24 protein-coding genes are annotated in these 15,260 nt (G+C 28.4%); 20 read left to right on the top strand and 4 right to left on the bottom strand.

The annotated features are described in order from the left end of the window. Window positions 1-9 precede the first annotated feature (9 nt). From rpmD to rpsI, 19 genes are all read left to right on the top strand, one after another. Window positions 10-192 carry a 50S ribosomal protein L30 gene (gene rpmD / locus ABGF45_RS02080; RefSeq protein ID WP_134743865.1) on the top strand — a complete coding sequence of 61 codons (183 nt, stop codon included), beginning with the start codon at window positions 10-12 and terminating at the stop codon, window positions 190-192. 10 nt (window positions 193-202) lie between these two features. Beyond that, entirely contained in the window at window positions 203-652 is a 450-nt protein-coding gene (rplO, locus tag ABGF45_RS02075; RefSeq protein ID WP_134711526.1) for a 50S ribosomal protein L15, read from the top strand. Window position 653: 1 nt separating this feature from the next. After that, entirely contained in the window at window positions 654-1,937 is a 1,284-nt protein-coding gene (gene secY, locus ABGF45_RS02070; RefSeq protein WP_134711525.1) for a preprotein translocase subunit SecY, read from the top strand. A 10-nt stretch (window positions 1,938-1,947) separates the two neighbouring features. After that, entirely contained in the window at window positions 1,948-2,589 is a 642-nt protein-coding gene (locus tag ABGF45_RS02065) for an adenylate kinase (RefSeq protein ID WP_134711524.1), read from the top strand. 5 nt (window positions 2,590-2,594) lie between these two features. Further along, window positions 2,595-2,888, top strand: a complete 294-nt coding sequence (locus tag ABGF45_RS02060; RefSeq protein ID WP_134711523.1) for a hypothetical protein — start codon at window positions 2,595-2,597, stop codon at window positions 2,886-2,888. 3 nt (window positions 2,889-2,891) lie between these two features. Then, complete coding sequence (gene infA, locus ABGF45_RS02055) at window positions 2,892-3,110, top strand: translation initiation factor IF-1 (protein ID WP_134711522.1); 219 nt, start codon at window positions 2,892-2,894, stop codon at window positions 3,108-3,110. A 9-nt stretch (window positions 3,111-3,119) separates the two neighbouring features. Further along, window positions 3,120-3,233 (top strand): 50S ribosomal protein L36, encoded by a 114-nt coding sequence (gene rpmJ, locus ABGF45_RS02050; RefSeq protein ID WP_005398614.1) that lies wholly within the window; start codon window positions 3,120-3,122, stop codon window positions 3,231-3,233. A 12-nt stretch (window positions 3,234-3,245) separates the two neighbouring features. After that, a complete protein-coding gene (rpsM, locus tag ABGF45_RS02045) occupies window positions 3,246-3,590 on the top strand; it encodes a 30S ribosomal protein S13 (protein ID WP_134711521.1) in 345 nt (114 codons plus the stop codon). Between the two features lie 10 nt (window positions 3,591-3,600). Then, complete coding sequence (gene rpsK / locus ABGF45_RS02040) at window positions 3,601-4,011, top strand: 30S ribosomal protein S11 (RefSeq protein ID WP_134711520.1); 411 nt, start codon at window positions 3,601-3,603, stop codon at window positions 4,009-4,011. A gap of 16 nt (window positions 4,012-4,027) precedes the next feature. Then, window positions 4,028-4,615 (top strand): 30S ribosomal protein S4, encoded by a 588-nt coding sequence (gene rpsD / locus ABGF45_RS02035; protein WP_134711519.1) that lies wholly within the window; start codon window positions 4,028-4,030, stop codon window positions 4,613-4,615. 26 nt (window positions 4,616-4,641) lie between these two features. Then, window positions 4,642-5,613: a DNA-directed RNA polymerase subunit alpha gene (locus ABGF45_RS02030; RefSeq protein WP_134711518.1), complete on the top strand. Its 972-nt coding sequence runs from the start codon at window positions 4,642-4,644 to the stop codon at window positions 5,611-5,613. A 12-nt stretch (window positions 5,614-5,625) separates the two neighbouring features. Next, window positions 5,626-5,967, top strand: a complete 342-nt coding sequence (gene rplQ, locus ABGF45_RS02025; protein WP_134711517.1) for a 50S ribosomal protein L17 — start codon at window positions 5,626-5,628, stop codon at window positions 5,965-5,967. Window positions 5,968-6,078: 111 nt separating this feature from the next. Further along, a complete protein-coding gene (locus ABGF45_RS02020; protein ID WP_408112578.1) occupies window positions 6,079-7,521 on the top strand; it encodes a L,D-transpeptidase family protein in 1,443 nt (480 codons plus the stop codon). Beyond that, window positions 7,521-8,327 carry an energy-coupling factor transporter ATPase gene (locus tag ABGF45_RS02015; protein ID WP_134711515.1) on the top strand — a complete coding sequence of 269 codons (807 nt, stop codon included), beginning with the start codon at window positions 7,521-7,523 and terminating at the stop codon, window positions 8,325-8,327. Before ABGF45_RS02020 ends, ABGF45_RS02015 begins: the two co-directional genes overlap by 1 nt. After that, window positions 8,324-9,184 carry an energy-coupling factor transporter ATPase gene (locus ABGF45_RS02010; RefSeq protein WP_408112579.1) on the top strand — a complete coding sequence of 287 codons (861 nt, stop codon included), beginning with the start codon at window positions 8,324-8,326 and terminating at the stop codon, window positions 9,182-9,184. Before ABGF45_RS02015 ends, ABGF45_RS02010 begins: the two co-directional genes overlap by 4 nt. Continuing rightward, window positions 9,177-9,974 carry an energy-coupling factor transporter transmembrane protein EcfT gene (locus tag ABGF45_RS02005; RefSeq protein WP_134711513.1) on the top strand — a complete coding sequence of 266 codons (798 nt, stop codon included), beginning with the start codon at window positions 9,177-9,179 and terminating at the stop codon, window positions 9,972-9,974. The genes ABGF45_RS02010 and ABGF45_RS02005 overlap by 8 nt, the downstream gene beginning before the upstream one ends. Further along, entirely contained in the window at window positions 9,971-10,699 is a 729-nt protein-coding gene (gene truA, locus ABGF45_RS02000) for a tRNA pseudouridine(38-40) synthase TruA (protein ID WP_134711512.1), read from the top strand. Before ABGF45_RS02005 ends, truA begins: the two co-directional genes overlap by 4 nt. Window positions 10,700-10,897: 198 nt before the next feature. Next, window positions 10,898-11,326 (top strand): 50S ribosomal protein L13, encoded by a 429-nt coding sequence (gene rplM, locus ABGF45_RS01995; RefSeq protein WP_134711511.1) that lies wholly within the window; start codon window positions 10,898-10,900, stop codon window positions 11,324-11,326. Between the two features lie 10 nt (window positions 11,327-11,336). Continuing rightward, the gene (gene rpsI / locus ABGF45_RS01990) at window positions 11,337-11,726 is read left to right on the top strand and encodes a 30S ribosomal protein S9 (RefSeq protein WP_134711510.1); all 390 of its coding nucleotides are present in this window, start codon (window positions 11,337-11,339) and stop codon (window positions 11,724-11,726) included. 126 nt (window positions 11,727-11,852) lie between these two features. Here rpsI and ABGF45_RS01985 read toward each other — a convergent pair whose 3' ends face one another. The 4 genes from ABGF45_RS01985 to ABGF45_RS01970 all read right to left on the bottom strand — a co-directional run bounded on the left by ABGF45_RS01985 (window position 11,853) and on the right by ABGF45_RS01970 (window position 14,896). Further along, window positions 11,853-12,902 (bottom strand): tyrosine-type recombinase/integrase, encoded by a 1,050-nt coding sequence (locus ABGF45_RS01985; RefSeq protein ID WP_408112580.1) that lies wholly within the window; start codon window positions 12,900-12,902, stop codon window positions 11,853-11,855. A gap of 287 nt (window positions 12,903-13,189) precedes the next feature. Continuing rightward, window positions 13,190-13,609 carry an ImmA/IrrE family metallo-endopeptidase gene (locus ABGF45_RS01980; protein WP_408112581.1) on the bottom strand — a complete coding sequence of 140 codons (420 nt, stop codon included), beginning with the start codon at window positions 13,607-13,609 and terminating at the stop codon, window positions 13,190-13,192. Beyond that, window positions 13,590-14,381 (bottom strand): potassium channel family protein, encoded by a 792-nt coding sequence (locus ABGF45_RS01975; protein ID WP_408112582.1) that lies wholly within the window; start codon window positions 14,379-14,381, stop codon window positions 13,590-13,592. The genes ABGF45_RS01980 and ABGF45_RS01975 overlap by 20 nt, the downstream gene beginning before the upstream one ends. After that, on the bottom strand, window positions 14,378-14,896 hold the full coding sequence (locus tag ABGF45_RS01970; protein WP_408112583.1) for a helix-turn-helix domain-containing protein: 519 nt from the start codon (window positions 14,894-14,896) through the stop codon (window positions 14,378-14,380). Before ABGF45_RS01970 ends, ABGF45_RS01975 begins: the two co-directional genes overlap by 4 nt. 136 nt (window positions 14,897-15,032) lie before the next feature. On the opposite strand from ABGF45_RS01970, the gene ABGF45_RS01965 reads away from it, so the two are divergent. Further along, the gene (locus tag ABGF45_RS01965) at window positions 15,033-15,227 is read left to right on the top strand and encodes a helix-turn-helix transcriptional regulator (protein WP_408112584.1); all 195 of its coding nucleotides are present in this window, start codon (window positions 15,033-15,035) and stop codon (window positions 15,225-15,227) included. Window positions 15,228-15,260 lie beyond the last annotated feature (33 nt).

Genomic DNA, 15,260 nt, shown 5'->3' with positions numbered 1-15,260 from the left:
GAGGATAAAATGGCTAAATTAGAAATAAAACTTATTAAAAGTAAAATCGGTAGATTAGAAAAACATATTAGAACTGTTGAAGCATTAGGGTTAAGAAAAATTGGACAAACTGTAGTTAAAGAAGCAACACCAGCTATATTAGGTATGGTTAAGTCAATTGACTTTATGCTTGAAGTTAAAGAAGTGAAATAGGAGGTGTACGATGAAATTACATGATTTAAGACCGGCACCAGGTGGAGAAGTTAAGAGAAAGAAAAGAGTTGGACGTGGTCACGCTTCAGGATGGGGAAAGACATCTGGACGTGGACAAAAAGGACAAAAGGCTAGATCAGGTGGTGGCGTAAGACCAGGATTTGAAGGTGGCCAAATGCCTTTATTCCAAAGATTACCAAAAAGAGGTTTTACAAATAATTTTGCAAAACAATATGGTGAAGTTAACTTATCTCAATTGAATAGATTTGAAGAAGGAACAGAAATAACACCAGAATTATTATTTGAAGCTGGATTAGTAAAAAGAGCAAAAGCTAAAGACGGTATTAAGATTTTGGGTTCTGGAGAATTAGAAAAGAAACTAGTTGTTAAATCCCATAAGTTTACTAAATCTGCAGAAGAGAAAATTAATTCTCTAGGGGGAAGGGCAGAGGTGATTTAAGATGTTTAGAACATTTGCAAATGCCTGGAAAATTGAAGATTTAAGAAAAAAATTAATTTTTACATTATTGATGTTAGTTGTATTCAGATTAGGTAATGTTTTGCCATTACCTTTTGTTGACATCAAAATTGTTAAACAAATCTATTCTGGAGCAGCAGGTTCAATACTTGGAATACTTAACCAAATAACTGGTGGTGGACTAGCAAGTTTATCAGTATTTGCTTTAGGGGTTGGACCATATATTACATCATCAATTGTTGTTCAATTGTTAACATTCGCAATTCCTCAATTGGAAGAATTGTCAAAACAAGGTGAACAAGGAAGAAAGAAAATTCAAAAAATAACAAAAGTTTTAGGATTAGTGTTAGCAATTTTACAAGCATACGGTATCGTTATTGGTATTTTTAGTACAGTATTTACTGCTCAAGGATTTTTACCTAAATTTATTGTAATTACCGCATTAGTTGCCGGTTCACAATTTATCGTATGGATTGGTGAAATGATTACAGAACATGGTATTGGTAACGGTGTTTCTATGATAATTTTCTTAGGAATAATTTCAAGATTACCGGATTCAATTATTGGATGGGTAAGAACATTATTATCAGGACAATTTTCACAAGTATGGTGGAAAGCATTAATTCTGTTAGTAATAACATTATTATCAGTAGTATTTGTAGTTTTACTAACACAAGGTGAAAGAAGAATTCCAGTACAATACGCTAAAAGAGTTGTTGGTAGAAAAATGTATGGTGGATCATCGACTCATATTCCAATTAAGGTTAATATGAGTGGTGTTATGCCTGTAATTTTTGCTTCATCATTATTAGCATTACCTCAAACAATAGCATTGATAACTGGTGGTGGATTTGCAAGTTTCGTACAAAAGTATTTGAATTCAAATTCAACTATAAGTGTATTGACGTTAGTTGTTGTACAATTTTTACTAGTTATAGTATTTGCATACTTCTATAATTCAATACAATTTAACCCATATGAATATTCAAAAAATTTACAACAAAATGGTGGATTTATTCCAGGTATTAGACCTGGGAAACCAACCACAGACTTTTTAGCAAAAATAGTAAGCAGAATTACATTAATAGGTGCTTTAGGATTAGGTATTATTGCCGCTGCACCAAGATTATTTGGACATTTTATGGGTATTGCATTAATGTTAGGTGGTACATCAATAATTATCGCTGTTGGTGTAATTATTGAGACTGAAAAACAATTAGAAGCAATGATGCAAATGAGACATTATAAAGGTTTCTTAAATAAATAAGGGGAAAGTTATGATATTAATATTATTAGGACCTCCGGGGGCTGGTAAGGGATCCCAAGCTACAAAAATCATTAATAATTTTGGAGTAACACATATTTCAACGGGAGATATATTCAGAAAAAATATTAAAGAAGAAACAGAACTTGGATTAAAAGTTAAAGAGATAATCGCATCAGGTTCTTTGGTATCTGATGAATTAACAAATGAATTAGTATTTGATCGTTTATCTAATGAAACCTTAAATGCTGGATTTATGTTAGATGGGTATCCTAGAAATATTAATCAAGCAAAAGCTTTGGACGAATGGTTGTCAAAAAATAGTAGAGAGCTTACAAAAGTTATTTATATAGATGCAGATATAGAAGTTTTAATTTCAAGAATATCTGGAAGAAGAGTATGTAAAAACTGTGGAGCAACATATCATGTTACAAATCTTCCTCCAAAAGTTGAGGGAATATGTGATGTTTGTGGTTCACAATTAGTTCAAAGACCAGATGACAATGAAGAAACCGCTAGACAAAGAATAGAAATATATGAAGAACAAACTTCACCATTGATTAATTATTACGAAAAAGTTGGTAAATTACAAAAATTTAATGGTAATAATGAAATTGATGAAGTTTATGTAGAAATAGAAAATTCTCTGAAGTAATTCATATGAGCTTAACGAAAAAAAATAGATGTGAATTTGTTTTGGGTCAGCTTTGTGTATCAAAGCAGGGACGTGACAAAGGAAAAGTATATATCGTGTATGAGTTTGTAGATGAGGATTATATTCTATTAGTTAATGGAAAAGATAAAAAAATCAATAATCCAAAAAAGAAGAATAAAAAACATTTACAAATAGTAAATCAAAGTATTGAAGATTTTGAAAAATTAAAATCTATTGATAAAATTGATGACTTGTTAATTAAAAGAAATATTAAATTGAAATTACAGGAGGAAGCTTAATCTATGTCAAATAAAGAAGTAATAGAAGTTTCAGGTAAGATAAAGGAAGCTTTACCAAATACAATATTTATTGTAGAACTTGAAAACGGACATGAAATACAAGCTCACATTTCAGGAAAATTAAGAATGAATTATATAAGAATTCTTCCGGGTGACGAGGTTACAGTTGAAATGTCACCTTACGATCTAACCAAGGGAAGAATTACTTGGAGAAAGAAATAGGGGGATTTTATGAAAGTAAGACCATCAGTAAAAAAAATGTGTGAAAAATGTAAAATTATCAGAAGAAAAGGTAAAGTAATGGTAATTTGCGAAAATCCAAAACACAAACAAAAGCAAGGTTAAGGAGGCAGGACTTTGGCAAGAATATCAGGCGTTGATCTACCAAGAGAAAAAAGAGTAGAAATTGGATTAACATATATCTTCGGAATTGGTAGAGCAAGATCAAATAAAATATTATCTGATGCTGGAGTAAATCCTGACACAAGAGTTAAGGATCTTACAGAAAGCGAATTATCAGCAATTAGAGATCAAATTGAAAAGTATACACTTGAAGGAGATCTAAGAAGAGATATTAGTATGAATATTAAAAGACTTCGTGAAATTAACAGTTATAGAGGACGTAGACATAAAATGAATCTACCTGTTAGAGGTCAAAATACTAAAAATAATTCAAGAACTCGTAAAGGTAAGAAAAAATAGGGGGTAGAATTTGGCAAAAGCAACTAAAAATGCACGTGGCAAACAAACTCGTGTAAGAAAAAGAGATAGAAAGCAAATAGAAAGAGGCCAAGCTCATATCAATTCAACATTCAACAATACAATGGTTATGTTAACAGATATGAATGGTAATGCTATTTCTTGGGCATCAGCTGGTCAATTAGGATTTAAAGGTTCTAGAAAATCTACTCCATTTGCTGCACAACAAGCAGCTGAAGAAGCAGCTAAAAAAGCTATGGAACATGGTTTAAAAACTGTAGAAGTTTTTGTTAAAGGACCAGGATCAGGAAGAGAGTCAGCAATAAGAGCTTTACAAACTGTAGGTTTAACAATCAACAGAATTAAAGACGTAACTCCGATACCTCACAATGGTTGTAGACCACCAAAGAAGAGAAGAGTATAGGGGGAGGATTTAAGATATGGCAAGATATAAAGGACCGGTACTTAAAAGAGCTAGAGCATTAGGATTAGCACCACAAGTATTAGGAATTAATAAAAAATCAAATAAAAATCCTGGAAAAGGAAAAAACAAATTAAGTGAATATGGATTACAATTAAAAGAAAAACAAAAAGCTAAATTTGTTTACGGAATTTTAGAAAAACAATTTAGAAAAGTATATAAGACAGCTGAAAAGATGTCTGGTATTACAGGTGAAAATCTTTTACAATTATTAGAATTAAGATTTGACAATGTTGTTTACAGAATGGGATTTGCTAAAACTAGAAATGAAGCAAAACAATTGATTTCACACGGACATTTCTTAGTAAATGGAAGCAAAGTTGATATTCCTTCATATAGATTAGCACAAGGTGATGTAATTACTGTAAGAGAAAAATCAAGAAGAAATGGAATATTTAAATATACAGAAGATAAAGTATGGAATCAAGCTAAATGGGTTAGCGTTGATACAGAAAAATTAGAAGGAAAAGTAGAATCTAATCCAAATAGAGAAGATATTGATTTTGAAATAAATGAACAATTAATAGTTGAGTTGTATTCAAGATAATAGTTTAAAGCACAGGAGGCAAATCCGTGATAGAAAAGCTAAATACAAAGATTGAAATTTTAGAAATAAACGAAGAAAAAAATCTAGGTCGTTTCGTAATCTCTCCATTAGAAAGGGGTTACGGGACAACTTTGGGAAATAGTATGAGAAGAGTACTATTGTCTTCACTACCAGGATCAGCAATATCAAGTATTAAGTTTGATGAAGGTGTATTACATGAATTTACAACAGTAAAGGGTGTAATAGAGGATGTTCCGGAAATAATTTTAAATATAAAAGGAATAGCCATAAAAAAACTTTCGAATAACAACGAACCAATTAATTTAAGATTAGATGTTGAAGGACCAAAAATTGTAACAGCCGGAGATATAACAGGCGATTCTGATTTAGAAATAGTAAATAAAGATCATTATATTGCAACAATTAATGATGAAGGATCTATACATATGGATTTAACTGTTGTAGATGGTACAGGATATTCTGTAGCTGAACAACATAAAATGGAAAATGCTCCAATTGGATTGATTTCTATAGATTCATCATTCACACCGGTAACAAAGGTTAACTTTATTGTTGAAAAAACAAGGGTTGGTCAAATAATTGATTTTGATAAATTAATATTAGAAGTTACAACAAATGGTACAATTACACCTCAGGAAGCTGTTGCTGATGGCTCAAAAATCTTAATTAATTATTTAAACTTCTTTACAGAATTACCAAATATTGATCAAGAAGTTGTAGTAACTGAAGACGATGAAGAAGATAATGAAGATGAAACTCAACAATTACTAAGCTTAACAATAGAAGAACTTGATTTAAATTTAAGAGCATTTAATTGCTTGAAGAGAGCAGGTTTGAATACAGTAGAACAAATACTTGAAGTTCCAATGGATCAACTAGCTAAAATTAAAAATTTTGGTAAAAAGTCATTTGTTGAAGTTAAGGAAAAAATTGAAAGTTTAGGACTAAGATTATTAGATGATAATGAGGATGAGTAATTAGGAGGCATTATGTCAAATTTAAGAAAATTAGGTAGAAGAACTGACCACCGTAATGCAATGTTAAGAAACCTTGTTCAATCACTTTTAGAAAATGGTAGAATCCAAACATCAGTAACAAGAGCTAAAGAAGCTCAAAGAATTGCTGATAAAATGATTACATTAGCTAAAAGAGGTGACTTACATGCAAGACGTCAAGCGTTAGCTTATATCTATAAAACAGATGTTGTAAAAAAATTATTTGACGAATATGGTCCACAATATAAAGAAAGAAATGGTGGATATACAAGAGTATTAAAACTTGGACCAAGAAGAGGGGATGCTACAGAAATGGCAATCCTAGAATTAGTTTAATAAATTTTATAATGTATGGGCAGAGTATTCTGTCCTTTTTTTATATTTAAGAGTAATTGTTTAAATAAAACTTTTGTGGTAATATATATTAGTATAGGTATGGAGGGAAAAATGAAAAATAAAAAACATTTATTATATATATTTATTTCATTTATAATTATTTATCTAATAGGAGTATTTATTTTTAGCGAATTTTCTTATCCATGTACCAAAATAAATGGAAATAACAAAAGTTTTGTGTTGTTAAATAACTTATTTAAAAATGAAGAAAATAGCAATTTAAAATCTAAATTGCAGATTGAGGGTAGAAATAATAAAAAATTGGATATCAGATATTCTGATATTGAACTTAATAAAAAAATAAAAAAGGTTAATAATGCCCCTAATCAAAACGCCTTAATTTGGCCAATTGATATTTTTAAAAGTCATAATTATAGTGTAGAGTATGATGTTGTTTATAATAAAAAAGCATTAGAAAATATATTAAAATCATCAGATTTTAAAAAAAATACGATAAATCCTGTTGATGCTAAAATTGAATATAATGGAAAAGATTATATTATTACTGATCATAAATTGGGAGATAATTTAAATATTGATAAAACAATTTTATCCATAAATGATGCATTAGTTAAAGGAAAAAATAAGCTTATTCTTGATAAAGAGTATATTAATCCAAAATTATTATCTGATTCTAAACAAATTAAAGAAGATTTAAATAAAATAAAGAAAATTGCGAAATTAAATTACTTATTTGATTTTGAAGATAGAAAATTTGAATTAAAAGGTAAAGATATTTTTGAAATGTATAATGTAGAGAATGGAAAATATGTTTTAGACAAAGAAAAAATAGAAAAATACGTAATTAAAATAGCTAGACAAACAAATACTTATGCTAAAGAACATAAATTTAAGGCTACTGGATTGGGAGAAATTACTGTTCCGGGAGGAATTTATGGATGGAAAATGGATGTAGATAAGACCGTCGAAAATCTTATCAAAATGATAGGTGCAAATGAGGGTGGTAGAGTTAAAATTGTATATGAGATGGAAGCAATGCATAGAGGAAAAGATGATATAGGAAATACATATATAGAAATAGATCTTTCCAGACAACATATGTGGTTTTATAAAGATGGAAAACTTTTAGTTGATACGGATATAATATCTGGTGATGCAAGATCAAGAAATGCCACTACTCCAACAGGTGTAAACAAAATATGGTCTAAAGAAAGAGGAAAGAAACTTGTAGGCTCAAATGCTATTACCGGAGAGGATTATGTATATCCTGTTGAATATTGGATGCCGGTTGGTTGGACTGGCTCAGGTATACATGATACAAGTACAAGAGAAGAATATGGTGGAAGTATATATAAAACATGGGGAAGTAGTTCATGTATAAATACACCACCGGCTGCTATGAAAAAAATATTTGAAAATGTACCAATTAATACTGCTGTAGTTATATATGAAAGTAGTACAAATTTATCACCAACAGAGTTTGAAAAGCAAGAAATGATTAGAAAAGGTGAAGCTAAGGCGGATGTAGATTAATGATAGAGATTAAAAATTTAAATTTTAAATATAGTGATGATGAAGAATATGTTTTAAAAAATATAAATTTAAATATAAAAAAGGGCGAGTTTGTGTCTATTTTAGGGAGAAATGGATCAGGTAAATCAACATTAGCAAAATTATTAAATGCACAAATATTACCTGTTGAAGGAGATGTTATTATTGATGAAGATAACACAAAAACATCAGATATATGGAAAATACGTGAGAAAGTAGGAATGGTTTTTCAAAATCCTGATAATCAGATTGTTGCTACTGTTGTTGAAGAAGATGTGGCATTTGGACCGGAAAATCTTGGAATACCAAATCCTGAATTAAGGCATAGAGTTGATGAATCCTTGAATGCTGTTGGTATGTATAAATACAGAAAACATGCTCCTCATATGCTATCAGGCGGACAAAAACAACGTGTTGCAATAGCAGGGGTTTTGGCGATGAAACCCGAGATTGTTGTATTTGATGAACCCACATCAATGCTTGATCCTACGGGAAGAAAAGATGTAATGAATCATGCATTAAAACTAAATAAAGAAGAGAAAAAGACGGTGATTAATATTACACATTATATGGATGAGGCCGTATTATCTGATAGAGTTGTAGTGATTGATAGAGGAAATATAGTTTTGGATGGTAGTCCAAGAGAAGTATTTAGTCATGTTGAAAAAATTAAAAGCTATGGGTTAGACGTTCCTCAGGTAACAGAATTGGCTTATTTATTAAATAAATCAGGAATAAATATTTCTAGTGATATTTTAACAATTGATGAGTTGGTAGATGCTTTATGAGTATAGAATTAAAAAATGTAAAATACAAATATAATTCATCCGATGATAAGTATGCATTGGATGATGTTAATTTAAAAATAAATAAAAATGAATTTATTGGAGTTATTGGGCATACCGGATCCGGTAAATCTACAATGGTACAATTATTTAATGGGTTAATTTATCCTACAGAAGGTACAGTTAATGTTGATGGAGAAGATGTATCAGAATCTAATAAATCAAATTTAAAGCAAGTAAGACAAAAAGTAGGTTTAGTTTTTCAATATCCGGAATATCAATTATTTGAAGAGACTATAGCTTTAGATATAGCATTTGGACCTAAAAATTTAAATTTACCTGAAGAAGAAGTGAAAAAAAGGGTAAAAGAATCTATGAAATTAGTAGGTTTGGATTATGAAAAATATAAAGATGAATCTCCATTTGACCTATCTGGAGGACAAAAAAGAAGAGTTGCCATAGCATCTATCTTAGCAATGCAACCAAGATATTTAATTTTGGATGAACCTACTGCAGGATTAGATCCACAAGGAAGAGATGAAATTTTAGGGGAATTAAGAAAAATTTATGAATCAGATGATGAACTTACAGTTGTTGTGGTATCACATTCTATGGAGGATATTGCAAAAATTGCAGATAGAGTTATAGTAATGTCTGATGGTAAAGTTTTTGATGACAATATCCCGGAAATTATATATAGCAATGGAGAAAAATTAGAAAATATAGGACTTGATATTCCTCAGATAACGAAAGTAACGAGTTTATTAAAAGATAAGGGTTATAATTTTGATAAAACAATTATAAATGTAAAAGATGCATATGAAATATTGTTAAAACAGCTAGGAGGTAAAGATGAATAATTCACCACTAGGGCAATATGTTCCGGGAGATACAATTGTTCATAAATTAGATCCTAGAATTAAGATTATTTTAGTATTTATGTACATGATTACATTGTTTTTGATTAATAATTTAATCTATTATATTCCAATGTTTTTATTTGTATATTTAACTATTAAAATTGCAAACCTAAGCTTTATTAGCATATTAAAATCACTAAAATCTATAATATTTATTTTAGTTTTTACAACTATAATTCATATATTTTCTACTCCGGGAAGAGAATTATTTGGATTTATAGGTCTAACTATTACTTGGGAAGGCATAGAAAGAGCGATATATATAGGCGTTAGACTTATACTTTTAGTAATCGGTACATCATATTTAACTTTAACAACTAGTACAACTAAATTAACAGATGGAATAGAAGCTTTATTAAGTCCTTTAAAAATTGTAAAGTTTCCGGCACATGAGATGGCAATGATGATATCTATTGCCTTGAGATTTATTCCTACGTTATTTTATGAAGCAAATAAAATAAGAAAAGCTCAATTAGCAAGGGGAGCGGAATTTGATTCAGGAAATATAATGAAAAAAGCTAAAAGCATGATACCATTATTAGTGCCATTATTTATCAATTCATTTAGAAGAGCTAAAGAATTAGCTATTGCAATGGAATCCAGAGGGTATAGAGGATCTGAAGGGCGTACAAGATTGAATCCATTAAAGTTAAAAAAAATGGACTATATTGTATTTGCAATTGTAGCTATATTTTTTGTTTCTTTGGTTGTAGCGGGAATGTTTTTATGAAAAATATAAAGTTGACAGTAGCTTATGATGGCTCAAATTTTAACGGTTTTCAAATTCAACCAGATGTAAGAACTGTACAAGGAGAGCTTGAAAAAGCTTTGAAAAGATTAAACAAAGAGGAAATATCAATTATTTCAGCGGGTAGAACAGATGCCGGAGTACATGCTACAATGCATGTATCAAATTTTTTAACAAATTCAGTATTACCGGCAGAAGCATATAAATTTAAATTAAAAAAATATTTACCATCTGATATATCAATTATTGAATCGAAAGAGGTTAAAAAAGATTTTCACTCTAGATTTGATGCTAAATCGAAAAAATATAGATATGTAATCTGCAATTCGAAAGTTTTCTATCCACATCAAAGGAATTATAAACTTCATATAAAGCATGATTTAGATATAAATAATATGAAATTAGCTGCAAATTTATTAAAAGGAGAACATGATTTTTCAGCATTTATGAAGTTGGGGCAAGATAAAAATCCTGTAAGAAATATTACAAACATTGAAATTTATAGATTAGATGAGGATATTATTTTAGAATTTGAAGCTCAATCTTTTTTACATAATCAAATAAGAATTATGGTTGGATTGCTGATAGATATAGGTAGAGGGTTTAGAGAAGTAAATTATGTAAATGAAATTTTTGAAAAAAAAATTGAAAGAGCCGCAAAAACTTATGGACCACAAGGATTATATTTAGTAGAAATAAAATACTAAATAATTTGACAAATAGTGATAAAAACTATATAATATATAGGTATTTAAAGAGAATCTTGATTCTTTTTAGATATCTACGATCTAAAATCGCAGCGTCGATGTGCGATAAAGAAATCGTCGAATGTACAAAATCGCCACCTCATTTGGCGAGTTCTAAATTAATGAGGCTAGATATAAAAAAGAAACAGGAGGATAAAAATGAGCACATTTTTAGCAAAACACAATGAAGTTGAGCGTAAATGGTATGTTATTGATGCAACAGATAAAGTTTTGGGTGATGTAGCATCTAAAGTTGCTTCTATTTTAAGAGGTAAAACAAAACCAATTTACACACCACACGTAGATACAGGTGACTACGTAGTTATCGTAAATGCTGATAAAATCAGAGTAACAGGTAACAAAGCAAACTATAAAGTTTACAAGCACTACACAGGTTATGCTGGTGGTTTAAGAGAAATCCCTTATAAAGATGTTTTAGCAAAGCATCCAGAAAGAATCTTAGAACATGCAATTAAAGGTATGTTGCCTAAAAATTCATTAGGTAGACAAATGTTTAAAAAATTACATGTATATGCAGGACCGGATCACAAACATGGTGGTCAAAATCCGGAAGCATTAGAAATTTAAGGGAGGTATCATGAGCGAACAATTTTACGGTACAGGAAGAAGAAAATCTGCTGTAGCAAGAGTTAGACTTTTACCTGGACAAGGAACATTCACAATTAATGGAAAAGATATTGAAGAATATTTTGGATATGAAACACTTAAAGAATTAGCAAAATCTCCTTTAAAATTAACAGAAAAATTAGGACAATTTGATGTTAAAGTTAACGTTAAAGGTGGTGGATTCACAGGTCAAGCAGGAGCTATCAGACATGGTGTATCAAGAGCTTTATTAGAAGTTGATGAAGAATTAAAGCCAGTATTAAAAAGAGCAGGTTTCTTGACAAGAGATTCAAGAAAGAAGGAAAGAAAGAAACCAGGTTTAAAGAAAGCAAGAAAATCATCACAATTCTCAAAGAGATAATATCATACAAATTACAAAACGTTGGAATGCTTATATTCCAACGTTTTTTAGTTGTATATATAGCTCACAATTCGTGAGCATTTTTGTACGTAGCCTACAAGTAGCCTACAAGTAGCCTACAAAATTTTATTTTAATAATTCTATATTTTTTGATAGATTTTCTATTATTGCATGAGTATATACTTCTTCAGTTATATCTTTACCTGCGTGTCCTAATATTTGTCTTATAGCAATTTTGTCTGCACCATTAATTTGTAAATATGTTGCAACTGTATGCCTTGTATCATGAGGCGTATGTTTCATATTTAATGATGTCATTATTCTTTCAAATCTCTCTCTTTTAAAATTACTATACTTAAACCTTTCATCAAATTTATTTCTTATCAAGTATTCCTTATCAGGATCATATCTTTTTTCAATAAATTTTTTAATTTTGGAATGGATAGGAATTTTTCTATTTATACTATTTTTTGTTTTATTTCCACCTTGTAAATAACCTTCTTCTAAATGAACATTTTTTGTTTTTAACATTAATAATTCATTTATTCTAAATCCAGTATATAAAAGTATTAATATTATATCTAAATCATTAAAATTATTTATGTTATCCCATAATGTTTGTATTTCGTCCATTGTAAATACTTTTTCTTTTACATCAGCATTATCAATTTTAACAAATGATTTAATTCTAAGTTTATTGGTTATTTTTTTTAATTGAGGTATATCTTCGCAATAGTATGAATATAACTGATTAAACAACACTATGATTTTTCTTTTAATTCCATTACCTATACTTTTATCATCAAGTATATTTTGTAAATCATCAGATGCAATATATATCAGTGCTTTATTATGAAGAATTGATACATGATTAAAAGCAGCTTGATAGCCTAATATAGAACTATTTGATAAATCTGGAAATTTCCATTTTTTGTAATTTTCATAAGACTCTAAAAGAGTGAATTTACTTAGATCAACATCATAGGGATTTGTATTATATTCTGATAAAGCATTTAATGCATCAGCATATTTTGCATAATAGCCTATATATTTCCTAATTTGTTTGCCATCTGGACTTGAGTTAATAGTAATTCGTGCGGCATATTTTTTTCTTCTTTTACCATTTAGTGTACAAACACTACCAAATCCATTAGGTAATTTTAATCTTTTTGCCATAAAAAATACTCCTTTCTTGTAATTGTGTACAACGAAACGAGTATATGCTATAATATTTATGTAGTCAGTGTATAGCAATATACTCTTTAATTAGTCCCTATTTGTTACCAGCAAATAAGGGCTTTTTTTATTTAAATTGATTTTTTAATTATATTTTTTAATGAATCAAGAGTTTTAATTATATCTATACTCGTGTAAAACTCGTACAAAACTCGTATAAATCTCGTACAAAACTCGTGTAAATTTACCCTCCTAATTTTTGTTTTTTAATTGCGTTGTTTTTTATTTTATTTATTATCTACTATATATTCTAATACCTCTTCATTAACACCCAATAAATTAGCATATTGTTCTTTAGTATACTCAAAAAGAGGATCTATTTCTTTGTTTAGTAATTTAAACGCAAAGTAGTCTGCTTCTCTTTCATAAATAGATTTATTAATGCTTAATTTAGAATAATTAATTATTTCAACATCATGAAGTAATGCATGTCCTATTTCATGAGCGATAACAAAATTTTTAATATTTTCATTAACTGTATTTGAAAGAAAAATATATTTTTCTTTTGCAGTTTGTAAAAAAAAAGTTTTATTTGAGGTGGATTTAATTATTTTTATATCTAAATAGTCTAAGATGTCAGAGATATTATTTGTTCCTACTTTATTTACTAAATCTAAAACTATATCATCAATAATTTTCTTTTTCATATATATCTCCTAATTTTTTTCTTTTATTAATTAGATAGCTACTATAATTTATTAATTCTTGTTTTTCATATTCTGTTAAATCTGTAGATTTATTAATTAATTCAGAAATTGGATTGTCATTATTTAAATTATTATTTTCTGACAAGAAAAATGTAGCGATTGAACCTGTAAGCATACCTATAGAACCTATACCAACAATCATTAATAATCCTGCCAACATTCTTCCAGTTAAAGAAGTAGGGGAAATATCTCCATATCCAACTGTTGTAGCTGTAACAAATGCCCACCATATAGCATCTTCAAATTTATAATTTTCTAAAATAGTCATGGCAATAGCACCTAAAAAAATCAATATTATGTTAAAACCTAAAACGTAAATTAATCCATTTTTCTTTAAGAATTTTTTTGTGTATTTATATAATCTTCCTGATATTCCAACAAATCTAAATAATCTAGTTAATTTAGTTAACCTGGTTAATTTAGTAATTCTAAAAAGTTTAGCAACTCTAAAAATCTTAAAGACTGAACTAAAAGGTATTATAGAAATTAAATCAGGGATATTATTTTTAAAAAATTCTTTTTTATTTTTAGAAAATATTAATCTACCAAAATAATCTATTATAAAAATATACAAAATGAATTGGTCTATAAAATATAATGTATAGTTATTTTCTAAATCAATTTTGTTTAATAAATCTAAAATAGTAATTACAATGGCAATAAGAGCTAAAACAGAAAAAATAACATCATATATAATTTGCTTCTTTTTCATTTCAATGTTCCTTTAATGTCATTATATAAATCTATTAATTCTTCATCTGACATAGAATTCAAATTCATACCACCATAAGCAGCTATTTTCTTATCTTCAAAAAATTGTAAAATCTCATCTCTTGTAATAGGGTAAAGAACTGCCATTTCTTTAGAGTTAGTTAATATACGTTCCTTACCTAATTTATTAGAAGAATTGTAATAATGTAATAGTTTTATTTCATCATTACTTAAATTATTCATATTTTTAGAAGGTATGTAATTAATAGAATTTAAATTAACTTCTGAATTACTATCAACTGATTTAATTAATTCGTCAAAATCAATATGTATAGCTTTAGAAACGGCTTGATAAGTTTCTAAACTTGGTGTTATAGCTGCTCCAGTTTTTGGATTAAGATTTTTTTCTAACATAGAAATATAACCTTTACTTAGACCACTCATTTCAGAGAATTTGTCCATTGATATATTTTTTTCTTTTCTGAATTTATTGATAATTTTTCCTAATGTAATCATAAATACCTCTTTTCATCTAAATTGTACAACACACTAAACAATTAATCAATATTTTTTGTTAAACAGACTTGACAACGATAAAAATAAAGAGTATTATTTGTTTAGTATATTAAACGAATAAAAAGGAGGTGAACATATGAAGAATAGATTAAAAGAATTTCGAGAAAGTTGTAAAATGAGCCAAGAAGAGCTATCTGAAAAAACTAAAGTATCAAGAACTACTATTAGTAAAATAGAAAACAACGAAAATGTAACAGTTAAAACTTCAACATTAATATCTATTGCAGATGCATTAGGTAAGACAGTTAGAGATATTTTTTTTATAAATTAAGTTTAATAGATTAAACTATAAAAAAATTGTAAC

It is taken from the genome of Helcococcus sp. KG196, assembly GCF_046035495.1.
GTDB classification, from domain to species: Bacteria; Bacillota; Clostridia; order Tissierellales; family Peptoniphilaceae; genus Helcococcus; species Helcococcus ovis.
The sequence above is the reverse complement of the archived record's forward strand: the minus strand, read 5'-3'. Positions and strand labels throughout refer to the sequence as shown.

Excerpts from the sequence above, each read along its gene's own strand:
- ABGF45_RS01975 (WP_408112582.1), bottom strand. The coding sequence starts at position 14,381 with ATGAAAAAGAAGCAAATTATATATGATGTTATTTTTTCTGTTTTAGCT.
- infA (WP_134711522.1), top strand. The coding sequence starts at position 2,892 with ATGTCAAATAAAGAAGTAATAGAAGTTTCAGGTAAGATAAAGGAAGCT.
- ABGF45_RS01985 (WP_408112580.1), bottom strand. The coding sequence starts at position 12,902 with ATGGCAAAAAGATTAAAATTACCTAATGGATTTGGTAGTGTTTGTACA.
- ABGF45_RS02005 (WP_134711513.1), top strand. The coding sequence starts at position 9,177 with ATGAATAATTCACCACTAGGGCAATATGTTCCGGGAGATACAATTGTT.
- ABGF45_RS02010 (WP_408112579.1), top strand. The coding sequence starts at position 8,324 with ATGAGTATAGAATTAAAAAATGTAAAATACAAATATAATTCATCCGAT.
- ABGF45_RS02060 (WP_134711523.1), top strand. The coding sequence starts at position 2,595 with ATGAGCTTAACGAAAAAAAATAGATGTGAATTTGTTTTGGGTCAGCTT.
- ABGF45_RS02015 (WP_134711515.1), top strand. The coding sequence starts at position 7,521 with ATGATAGAGATTAAAAATTTAAATTTTAAATATAGTGATGATGAAGAA.
- rplM (WP_134711511.1), top strand. The coding sequence starts at position 10,898 with ATGAGCACATTTTTAGCAAAACACAATGAAGTTGAGCGTAAATGGTAT.
- rpsD (WP_134711519.1), top strand. The coding sequence starts at position 4,028 with ATGGCAAGATATAAAGGACCGGTACTTAAAAGAGCTAGAGCATTAGGA.
- truA (WP_134711512.1), top strand. The coding sequence starts at position 9,971 with ATGAAAAATATAAAGTTGACAGTAGCTTATGATGGCTCAAATTTTAAC.
- rpmJ (WP_005398614.1), top strand. The coding sequence starts at position 3,120 with ATGAAAGTAAGACCATCAGTAAAAAAAATGTGTGAAAAATGTAAAATT.
- ABGF45_RS02065 (WP_134711524.1), top strand. The coding sequence starts at position 1,948 with ATGATATTAATATTATTAGGACCTCCGGGGGCTGGTAAGGGATCCCAA.
- secY (WP_134711525.1), top strand. The coding sequence starts at position 654 with ATGTTTAGAACATTTGCAAATGCCTGGAAAATTGAAGATTTAAGAAAA.
- ABGF45_RS01970 (WP_408112583.1), bottom strand. The coding sequence starts at position 14,896 with ATGATTACATTAGGAAAAATTATCAATAAATTCAGAAAAGAAAAAAAT.
- rpsI (WP_134711510.1), top strand. The coding sequence starts at position 11,337 with ATGAGCGAACAATTTTACGGTACAGGAAGAAGAAAATCTGCTGTAGCA.
- ABGF45_RS02020 (WP_408112578.1), top strand. The coding sequence starts at position 6,079 with ATGAAAAATAAAAAACATTTATTATATATATTTATTTCATTTATAATT.
- rplQ (WP_134711517.1), top strand. The coding sequence starts at position 5,626 with ATGTCAAATTTAAGAAAATTAGGTAGAAGAACTGACCACCGTAATGCA.
- rplO (WP_134711526.1), top strand. The coding sequence starts at position 203 with ATGAAATTACATGATTTAAGACCGGCACCAGGTGGAGAAGTTAAGAGA.
- rpmD (WP_134743865.1), top strand. The coding sequence starts at position 10 with ATGGCTAAATTAGAAATAAAACTTATTAAAAGTAAAATCGGTAGATTA.
- ABGF45_RS01980 (WP_408112581.1), bottom strand. The coding sequence starts at position 13,609 with ATGAAAAAGAAAATTATTGATGATATAGTTTTAGATTTAGTAAATAAA.
- ABGF45_RS01965 (WP_408112584.1), top strand. The coding sequence starts at position 15,033 with ATGAAGAATAGATTAAAAGAATTTCGAGAAAGTTGTAAAATGAGCCAA.